This is a genomic window from uncultured Amnibacterium sp. (assembly GCF_964245895.1).
GTDB lineage: Bacteria > Actinomycetota > Actinomycetes > Actinomycetales > Microbacteriaceae > Amnibacterium.
In genome coordinates this window covers 1-9915 of the sequence record NZ_CAXTOQ010000131.1, presented here as the reverse complement: position 1 = coordinate 9915, position 9915 = coordinate 1, and the positions used below count along the sequence as shown (strand labels likewise).

At 73.3% G+C, this 9915-nt stretch carries 6 protein-coding genes; 3 read left to right on the top strand and 3 right to left on the bottom strand.

Going from position 1 to position 9915, the window contains the following annotated elements; translation table 11 throughout:
* The first annotated feature begins 63 nt into the window (after nucleotides 1-63).
* Both ACFE60_RS14825 and ACFE60_RS14820 read left to right on the top strand, forming a co-directional pair.
* Complete coding sequence (locus ACFE60_RS14825) at nucleotides 64-1812, top strand: hypothetical protein (RefSeq protein WP_375389635.1); 1749 nt, start codon at nucleotides 64-66, stop codon at nucleotides 1810-1812.
* 2 nt (nucleotides 1813-1814) lie between these two features.
* Nucleotides 1815-2774 (top strand): tetratricopeptide repeat protein, encoded by a 960-nt coding sequence (locus tag ACFE60_RS14820; RefSeq protein ID WP_375389634.1) that lies wholly within the window; start codon nucleotides 1815-1817, stop codon nucleotides 2772-2774.
* Nucleotides 2775-2882: 108 nt separating this feature from the next.
* Here the strand turns inward: ACFE60_RS14820 and ACFE60_RS14815 are convergent, their stop codons facing one another.
* The 3 genes from ACFE60_RS14815 to ACFE60_RS14805 form a co-directional block, all read right to left on the bottom strand.
* Nucleotides 2883-4346, bottom strand: coding sequence for a sugar transferase (locus ACFE60_RS14815; RefSeq protein WP_375389633.1), 1464 nt, complete (start codon nucleotides 4344-4346; stop codon nucleotides 2883-2885).
* Between the two features lie 348 nt (nucleotides 4347-4694).
* Nucleotides 4695-7046: a 1,4-alpha-glucan branching protein GlgB gene (gene glgB, locus ACFE60_RS14810; protein ID WP_375389632.1), complete on the bottom strand. Its 2352-nt coding sequence runs from the start codon at nucleotides 7044-7046 to the stop codon at nucleotides 4695-4697.
* Between the two features lie 50 nt (nucleotides 7047-7096).
* Nucleotides 7097-9061: a maltotransferase domain-containing protein gene (locus ACFE60_RS14805; RefSeq protein WP_375389631.1), complete on the bottom strand. Its 1965-nt coding sequence runs from the start codon at nucleotides 9059-9061 to the stop codon at nucleotides 7097-7099.
* 466 nt (nucleotides 9062-9527) lie between these two features.
* Between ACFE60_RS14805 and ACFE60_RS14800 the strand changes: the two genes are divergently transcribed.
* A partial coding sequence (locus ACFE60_RS14800; RefSeq protein ID WP_375389630.1) for a DUF3417 domain-containing protein occupies nucleotides 9528-9915 on the top strand: 388 nt, incomplete at its 3' end.

Sequence of the window (9915 nt, the reverse complement as noted above, 5' to 3'; positions counted from 1 at the left end):
GCAGCAGGCGCGGTCCCGCTTCGCATCGCCCGTTCCCTGCCCTGGCCGACCGGAGGAGACGATGTGCGCTTCGCTGTCGCGTTCGTGACGATGCTGATCGCGCTGGTGCTCGTCGGCACCGGCTTCGCGCAGCGCACCCTGCTGAAGCCCGCGGATCACGTGAGCGTGGCCGCGGACGTGCCCGGCGACACGCACTACGTCGTCATCCCGGGCTCGCTGCTCGCCTCCCACGGCAGCGGCCAGCAGCTGCAGCTCGCCGGCAGCGGCACGGTGTTCGCCGGGTACGGACGCACGGCGGACGTCACCGCCTGGCTGTCGGGCCAGCGGTACACCGAGCTGCAGGTCGCGGACGGCGGCACCGCCGTGACCTCGGTCGCGCGGACCGCGCCCGTCGTGAACGGGCTGCGCGGCGGCGCCCCGGACCCCGACGGCTCCGACCTGTGGATGGAGCAGCGGACCGCGCAGGACCGGCTGGACTGGAAGACGAACCTGCCGCGCTCCGTCTCGGTCATCGTGGCGTCGGACGGCGCCGGCCCCGCCCCGTCGACGGTCCGCATCACCTGGCCGGTCGACACCGCGACGCCGCTCGCCGTGCCCCTGATCGTGGCCGGCGGCCTGCTCGCCGTCGTGGGGCTGCTGCTGCTCGCCTGGGCGCTCGTCCACGTGCGGCGCAGCCGCGGTCCCCGCCGGAAGGCGCCGCCGAAGTCGCCGAAGCGGCCGCAGCCGCCCCGGTACCGCCCGCAGCGCCCCTCCTCCGCCCCTCCCGTCGCCCAGCGGGGCCGGCGCAGCGTGTCGCACCGGATCGCGCTCGGCGGCGCGGGCGTCGTCGCCGTGCTGGTCGGGGCCGTGCTCGTTCCGGGCGGTGCGGCGCCGGCGGGGGCCGCGACCAAGCCCGTCGAGGCGTCCATCACCGAGCCGCAGGCGACGCGCATCGCGCACCGCGTGGCCGAGGTGGCCGCTGCGGCGGACAAGGCTCGCGACGCCGGCGCCGCGGCGGAGCGGTTCGCCGGAGCCGCGCTCGCGCTGCGCAAGGCGTCGTACGCGATCAGGGCGAAGGACAAGGGCGCCGACCTGCCGCAGGCGGTGCCGCTGAAGAACGCGACGACCCGGCTGATCCTGCCCGAGGCGACGGCGACGTGGCCCCGCACCCTCTTCGTGGTGCTCGAGGACCCGGCGAAGAGGACGGGAACGAAGAAGAGCGCGCCGCTCGCGCTGGCGATGGTGCAGGCCGACCCGCGCGCCGACTACAAGGTGCACTTCGCGATGTCCCTGCAGCCGTCGGCGGTCCTGCCCGACCTGCCGTCCGCGCTGAACGGCGCGACCCGCCTGAACGATGCGACGCCGGTGCTCGAGATCGCGCCGGGGGAGCTGGGCGCGGACTACGGCGCGCTGCTGCGCGACTCCGGCAGCGCTGCCGCGAAGCAGTTCGACGTCTCCCACGACGAGCTCGCGGAGGGGGTCGGGGAGGCGGCGAAGAAGAAGGTCGCCAAGAAGCTCGGCTCGACCGCGGGGATCACGTTCAAGGACCTCCCGTCCGGTCCCGGCTCCGTCGTCGCGCTGTCCACCGCGAAGGCGGGCGCGCTCGTGGCCGTGCAGCTCGACGAGCAGTGGACCGTGAAGCCGAAGCGCACCGGGGTGACCGTGCGGCCGAGCGGCGGGACGCGGATCCTGTCGAAGATCTCGGCGACGTCGAAGGGCATCGTCTCCGTCTACGGCTACCAGCTGCTCTTCGCGGTGCCCTCAGCCGGCTCGAACGAGCCGGCCGTGCTGCTCGGCTACGCTCAAGGGCTGGTTTCCGCGAAGGAGTTGTGACGATGGCCGCTGTTCCCAGCCCGCCAGGCGGCGGCCTGCGAGGGGCGGTCGACCTGTCGCCGCTCGTCGCCAGGCAGACCGCGCAGACCGCGCAGCAGCCTGGGCAGCAGCCCGCCGATGGCGGCGCCCCGGCCGCTTCCGGGGTGGTCGTCGAGATCGGTGACGCCGAGTTCCCGCAGCTGATCGAGCTGTCCCGCACGGTCCCGGTCGTCGTCGCGCTGGTGGCGACCTGGAGCACGCCGTCGCAGGACCTGATCACGTCGTTGCGCCGGGTCGTCGAGGCCGCGGCCGGTCGTCTGGTGCTCGCGGTCGTCGACTCCGACGCGAGCCCGCAGGTCGCCGCGGCGTTCCAGGCCCAGTCCGTGCCGACCGTGGTCGCGCTCATCGCCGGCAGCCCGGTCCCGCTGTTCTCGGGCGTGCTGCCGGAGGACCGCATGGCGCCGCTCTTCGAGCAGGTGCTCGAGCTCGCGGCGCAGAACGGCGTGACCGGCAGCGTCCCCGCGGACCCGGGCGCGGAGGACGCGCCCGCGGCCGAGCCGGAGCCCGAGCCGCTGCCGCCGCTGCACCAGGAGGCGTACGCCGCGATCGACCGCGGCGACTACGCCGAGGCGGCCCGCCTCTTCCGCACCGCGATCGCGCAGGACCCCAGGGACACCGCGGCGCCCGCCGCGCTCGCGCAGGTGGAGCTGCTGGACCGCCTCCGGTACGTACCCGACGGCGCCCGCGAGTCGGCCGCGGCGGCGCCGGCGGACGTGCAGGCGGCCCTCGCGGTCGCCGACCTCGATGTCGCGGGCGGTCACGTCGAGGACGCCTTCGGGCGGCTGCTCGACGCGTTCGCGACGGCGGCGCCTGACGAGCGCACCGCGATCCGCACCCGCCTGCTCGACTACTTCGCCCTCACCGGCGTCGACGACCCGCGCGTCGCGGCCGCCCGCCGCCGCCTGGCTTCGCTCCTGTACTGAGCGGACCCCCGTCTCGCGCGGTAGCCCGCACCTTCGCGCGGTAGGCGTACCCACCGCGCGAGGGTGGGAGTACCGCGCGTCCGGGTGGGAGTACCGCGCGAGCGCGGCTCAGTACGCGCCGGTCGAGGTGGCGACGGCGCGGGCGGTGCGCCACAGGATCTGCAGGTCCTGCGTCATCGACCAGTTCTCGACGTAGTACAGGTCCAGGCGGATGCCGTCGGCCCAGTCCAGGTCGGAGCGGCCGCTGACCTGCCAGAGGCCCGACAGCCCCGGCGTGACGGCCAGGCGGCGCAGCTCGCGGCGGTCGTACTCCGAGACCTCGGAGGGCAGCGCGGGGCGCGGGCCCACGAGGCTCATCTCGCCGCGGACGACGTTGATCAGCTGCGGCAGCTCGTCGAGGGAGAAGCGGCGCAGGACCTTGCCCACGCGGGTGACGCGCGGGTCGTCGGGCATCTTGAACATGCCCTTGCCGGAGTCGTCCGTCAGCTCGGCGCGACGGGCGTCCGCGTCGGCGGACATCGAGCGGAACTTGAGGATCGAGAACGGCTCGCCGTCGCGGCCGATGCGCTCCTGGCGGTAGAGCACGCCGCCCGAGCTGTCCCGCTGGATGAGGATCGCGATCACGGCGAGGACCGGCGCGAGCAGCACGAGACCGATCGAGGCGGCGGCGACGTCGAACAGGCGCTTCGCGACCCGGCCGGCACCCGCCTGGTGGGGCGTCTCGACGTGGATCAGCGGCAGGCCGGCCGCCGGTCGGAGGTGGATGCGCGAGCCGCCGACGTCGGTGAGGCTCGGCGCGACCACGAGGTGGTGCTTCGGGTCGAGGTGCCAGGCGAGGTCGCGGATGCGCTCCGCCGACAGGTGCTCGCTGCTCGTGGCCATCACGGTGTCGGCGCCGAGCACGCGGAGCGCGGTCGGGACGTCGTCGACGCGGCCGACGATGGGCAGGTCCGCGACGGACCCGTGCGACGCGCCGTCGGTGAGCGCGACGCCGACGACGTGGTAGCCGTGGGCGGGGTGGCGGGCGAGGTCCAGGGCGGTGCGGACGACGGTGTCGGTCGAGCCGACCAGCACGACCCGGTGCGAGTCGAGGCCGGCGGCGCGCCTGGCCACCAGCCGCTTCCGCCACGCCCAGCGGCTGAGGACCAGCAGCGCGGTGCCGGCCGGGACTACGACGCCGGTCCAGATGCGCGAGAGGTCGATGCCGAGGAAGAAGCCGACGACGATCAGGAGGACGAACGTGGCGATGCCGGCGCGGATCACGCGGCGGTACTCGGTGCTGCCGTTGCCGATCTCGTCCTCGTCGCGGGTGTCCAGGACGCCGAGCGCCAGCAGCCACAGGGCCGCGAGCGCCAGGGAGACGACCGGGTAGGGCACCGAGGCGGTGTACTGCCCGTTGGTCGAGACGGCGGCGACCTCCGTGCCGATCAGCGCGAGGTGGGCCACGAGCACGGTCCCGCCGACGATCAGCGTGTCCGTGACGGCGAGTCGCCTGGCCAGGTGCTGGGACCAGCGGGTGGGCGCGGCGGTGCGCAGCGCACCGGCCTGGATGGTGAGGGGGGAGGCGGTCATGATCCTCGGCGTCCGTATGGGGGTTGGACCCGGGTCGGCGGCGTTTCGGGCGCCGGCGGTCCGGTGGTGCGGCCGGGACGGGGCTGCGCGGGGGGCGCACGTCGCCGGACCGGGGAGGGGGTCTGCGGGCCGTCGGGGAACGGTCCGGGTCGGATGGGCGGCCGGCGGGCGCTCGGGGAGCGCGCCGATCGTCCTTGGGGGTGATCCGAAGGTATTACCGCAGGACCCCGCGCGACAAGCCGTGTCCGCAATTCTGCGGACCCCCGTTCGGGGCACACGACGGCGCCGCGCGGACCTCGAACATGCCCGCCCCGGCTCGGGGCGGGCAGCTCGAGGTCCCGGACGGACCTACCTGCGCGTCCTCGGGCGGAGGAACAGGGCGCCGAGCGGCGGCAGGGTGAGCACCGTGGAGGCGGGCAGGCCGTGCGACGCCTCGGACTCGGCGACCACGGAGCCGTAGTTCCCCACCCCGGAGCCGCCGAACTCCTCCGCGTCGCTGTTCAGGAGCTCCTCCCACGTGCCGGCGAACGGCAGGCCGACGCGGTAGTCGCCGATCGGGCGGCCGGAGAAGTTGAAGATGCACGCGACGGGGTTGCCGTCGCGGTCCCAGCGCAGGAACGCGAGCACGCTGTTGGCCGCGTCGCTGCCGTCGATCCAGCTGAAGCCGGCCGCCGTGACGTCCTGCTGCCAGAACGACGTGTTCTCGCGGTACACGCGGTTCAGCTGGCTCACGTACCCGAGCAGCGCCCGGTGGGCCGGCTGGTCGAGGATCCACCAGTCGAGGCTGCGCTCCTGGCTCCACTCGCTGCGCTGGCCGAACTCCTGGCCCATGAACAGCAGCTGCTTGCCGGGGTGCGCCCACTGCAGGGCGAGGTAGGCGCGCACGTTCGCGAGCTGCTGCCACGGGTCACCCGGCATCTTGCCGATCAGGGAGCCCTTGCCGTGCACGACCTCGTCGTGGCTGATCGGCAGGATGAAGTTCTCGCTGAACGCGTAGAGGAACGAGAAGGTCAGCTCGTTCTGGTGGTGGCTTCGCCACATCGGGTCGTTCGCCACGTACCGCAGCGAGTCGTTCATCCAGCCCATGTTCCACTTCAGCCCGAAGCCGAGCCCGCCGTGGTCCGTCGGATGGGTGACGCCGCCCCAGCTGGTCGACTCCTCGGCCATCATCATCACGCCGGGGTGCAGCTTGTAGGCGGTGGCGGTGGTCTCCTGCAGGAACGTGATCGCCTCGAGGTTCTCGCGGCCGCCGTACCTGTTCGGCAGCCACTGCCCGTCCTCGCGGGAGTAGTCGAGGTACAGCATCGACGCGACCGCGTCGACCCGCAGGCCGTCGACGTGGAACTCGTCGAGCCAGTACAGCGCGTTCGCGACGAGGAAGTTCCGCACCTGGCTGTCGCCGAAGTTCGGGATCAGGGTGCCCCAGTCCTGGTGCTCGCCGAGCCGCGGGTCGCTGTGCTCGTACAGGGGCTCGCCGTCGAACCGCGCGAGCGCGAACGCGTCCTTCGGGAAGTGGCCCGGCACCCAGTCCATGTACACGCCGATGCGCGCCTGGTGCAGCCGGTCGATCAGGTACTTGAGGTCGTCCGGGTGGCCGAAGCGCGATGTCGGGGCGTAGTAGCCCGTCACCTGGTAGCCCCAGGAGGGCTCGTACGGGTGCTCCGCGAGCGGCAGGAACTCGACGTGGGTGAAGCCGGTCTCGTGCAGGTAGTCGATCAGCTGGTCGGCGGCGTCGCGGTAGCCGAGGCCCTGGCGCCAGGACCCGAGGTGCATCTCGTACACGCTGATCGGCTGATCGACGGGGTTCTCCGCGGCCCGCGCCGACAGCCAGGCGGAGTCGCCCCAGCGGTACGAGCTCTCCGTGACGACGCTCGCGGTCGCGGGCGCCTGCTCCGCGTGCCGCGCCATCGGGTCGGCCTTCTCGATCCACTCGCCCGAGCGGGTGAGGATCTCGAACTTGTACGCGTTGTAGGGGTCGAGGCCCGGGACGAACAGCTCCCACACGCCGTTGCCGTCGAGGCGGCGCATGGAGTGCAGCCGGCCGTTCCAGTTGTTGAAGTCGCCGATCAGCCGCACCGCCTGCGCGTGCGGCGCCCACACGGAGAACGACGTGCCCCAGGCGGCCCGGTCGACGCCGTGCAGCTCGCGGTGGTGGGCGCCGAGCATCTCCCACAGCCGCTCGTGGCGACCCTCGCCGAACAGGTGCAGGTCGACCTCGCCGACGCTGGGCAGGTACCGGTAGGGGTCGTCGGCGGTCCAGGTGGAGTCCGCGTAGACCGTCTCGATCTCGTAGTCCTGCAGGCCGGCGACGCCGACGCCCTGCCACACGCCCCGGCCGACGTGGCCCAGCTCGACGCGGGCGCCGGAGCCGAGCACGGCGACGACCTGCTCGGCCAGCGGGCGCAGCGCGCGGATCACGACCGCATCCGAGCCCTCGACGGGGTGCTGCCCGAGCACGGAGTGCGGGCCCGAGTGGGACCCGTCGGCGATGCGCGCGAGCACGTCGTCCGACGGCACGGGCGCCGCGGGCGCCGAGTCCGTGGCGGGTTCCGTCGCCGCAGCCGCGGGTGCCGCATCCACCGGCGTCGGATCCGTGGTCGCCGCATCCACCGGCGTCGGATCCGCGGCCGCGGCCGCAGCCGCGGGGTCGGTCACGGGCGTCGGGTCGGCGGCGAGGTCCGCCTCGGTCTTCTTCGGCATGGGGTCTTCCTCCGATCGCGCCGCCGGGGGTGCCGGCGGCGGCAGGGTCGTCAGTGCTCGTCGTCCTCGACGGCCAGGATGTGGACGGGCTCGACGAAGGGGTCGAGGCGTACGTACGCGTCGGCCCCCCACCGCCAGCGGGCGCCGGTGATCAGGTCGCGGACGACGAAGGCGTCGTCGGGCAGCCGGCCGAAGGCGGTCGGGTCGAGGTGCACCACCGTCTCCCGGGCGCCGTGCGGGTCCAGGTTTGCGACCACGATGACCGTGTCGGCGGCGCCCGTGCCGGTGAACTCCGCGTCGAGGTGCTTGCTGAACGCCAGCACCGCGTCGGACTCGGTCCAGTGGAAGCGGATGTTCCGCAGCTGACCGAGCGCGGGGTGGTGCCGGCGGATGCCGTTCAGCCGTGCGAGGTACGGCGCGAGGGTGCGGCCGAGCATCGCGGCCTTCGGCCAGTCGCGCGGACGGTACTCGTACTTCTCGTTGTCGATGTTCTCCTCGGCGCCTGGCCGGGCGACGTTCTCGATCAGCTCGTAGCCGGAGTACACGCCCCAGGTGGGCACCGCGGTCGCGGCGACGGCGGCGCGGATCCGGTACGCCGCCGGGCCGCCGAACTGGAGGTACGGGGTGAGGATGTCGTGCGTGTTGACGAAGAAGTTCGGCCGCATGTAGTCCGCGGTGTCCTGGGAGAGCTCGGTCAGGTACTCGGTCAGCTCCTCCTTCGTGTTCCGCCACGTGTAGTACGTGTAGCTCTGCTGGAACCCGACCTTCGCGAGCCCGCGCATCATCGGCGGCCGGGTGAACGCCTCCGCCAGGAACACCACGTCGGGGTACGCGCCGTTCACGTCGTGCAGCAGGCGCTCCCAGAAGCCGAGCGGCTTGGTGTGCGGGTTGTCGATGCGGAAGATGCGCACGCCGTGGTCGATCCAGACCTGGAAGACGCGGCGCATCTCGGTGTACGACCCCTCCGGGTCGTTGTCGAAGTTCAGCGGGTAGATGTCCTGGTACTTCTTCGGCGGGTTCTCCGCGTACGCGATCGTGCCGTCGGCGAGCGTCGTGAACAGCTGCGGATGCGTCTGCACCCACGGGTGGTCCGGCGACGCCTGCAGCGCGATGTCGAGCGCGATCTCGAGGTGCAGCCGCTTCGCCGCGTCGAGGAACGCGGCGAAGTCCTCCTCCGTCCCGAGGTCGGGGTGGATGGCGTCGTGCCCGCCCGCCTCCGAGCCGATGCCGTAGGGGGACCCCGGGTCGTTCGGGCCGGCCGTCAGCGTGTTGTTCGGGCCCTTCCGGTTCGTCCGGCCGATCGGGTTCACCGGCGGGATGTACACGACGTCGAAGCCCATGTCCGCGATGGCGGGCAGCCGCAGCGCGGCCGTGCGGAAGGTGCCGGAGGTCCAGCTGCCGTCCTCGTGCCGGACGGCGCCCTCGGAGCGGGGGAAGAACTCGTACCAGGAGCCGCGGCCCGCGCGCAGGCGCTCGACCCGGAGCGTGAGCGTGCGCCCGTCGGTCACCAGGCTGCGGATGGGCCGCGCGTCGATCGCGGCCGTCAGGGCGCTGGACGTGGTGGCGATTCGCAGCCGCGTCCGCGGCTCGGTGTCGGTATCGCGGACCGCGACCGCGGCGTCGGCCAGCAGACGGCGCTCGGCTGCGGTGCGCTCGGCTTCGGCAGCGGCGCGTTCCAGCAGCAGGGCGCCGGCCGTCAGCGTCAGCTCCACGTCGATGCCGGCGGGCACCTTGATCTGCGCGACGTGCACCCAGGTGGCCCAGTCGTCGGCGTAGGCGCGGATCCACCACGTCCAGAGGCCCGGACGGTCGAGCCGGTGCAGGATGCTCCAGCGGTCGAGGCCGGGGGAGTCGAGGTGCATGCGGCGCACCTGCTCGGGGCCGCGCGGCGGCTTGACGACCAGGTCCGCGCCCAGCAGGTCGTGCCCCTCGCGGAAGATCGTCGCGGCGAAGGGCACCACCTCGTCGACGAACGCCTTGGCGGGCCAGTGGTCGCCGGGTTGCTGCGGCGACACGTCCAGGATGGGGATGCGGCCGAGCACCGGCTGCCAGCGCGGTGGGCGGGGGGCGCGCCGGGGCGAGGTGCTGCGCGGCGGCGCCGAACCGGCGGGCAGCGACGCCGCCGCGGAGGATGCGCCGCGCCTGGTCGACGTGGCCCCCGATGCGGCCCGCGACCCCCGCTTGACGATCACGTCGTCGGACGCGGCATCACCGGATGCGGCGGCACCGCCGGAACCGGTGGCACCCGGCGCGTCGGCGTCCGCTGAGTCGGCGCCGGTTCCTTGCTGAATGTCCGCCACATGCGTCAGCCTACAAAGCGGGCTCCGCACCCGGCTGGGCTTCCGCTCAGATCTCGACATCGATGCATGCCCGCCGGGGCCCGAAGCGGGCGTCCGGTGTTGTCGGCCGTCTCGCCCCACGCCGTATGGTTGAGTGCGCATTCGCCCTTCCCGCACCGCGCACCCCGGGGGTTGACGTTCCGTGAAAGCCATCCGCCGATTCACCGTCCGCACGGTGCTGCCGCAGTCGCTCGCAGCCCTGGATGCACTGGCGGCCAACCTGCGGTGGTCGTGGCACGAGCCGACGCGGGCGCTGTTCGAGCAGGTGGATCCGCAGATCTGGGCGGGAATCGCCGGGGATCCGGTCGCGCTGCTGGGCGCGGTCAGCCCGCAGCGGCTGGCCCAACTGGCCGGCGACGGCGAGTTCGTCGCGCGGGCGAACGCGCTACGCGACGACCTGAACCGCTACAACGCCGAGCCCCGCTGGTACCAGACGCTGGCCGGGGCGCCGGCTCACATCGCCTACTTCTCGCCGGAGTTCGGCATCGCCGCCGCGCTGCCGCAGTACTCGGGCGGCCTCGGCATCCTCG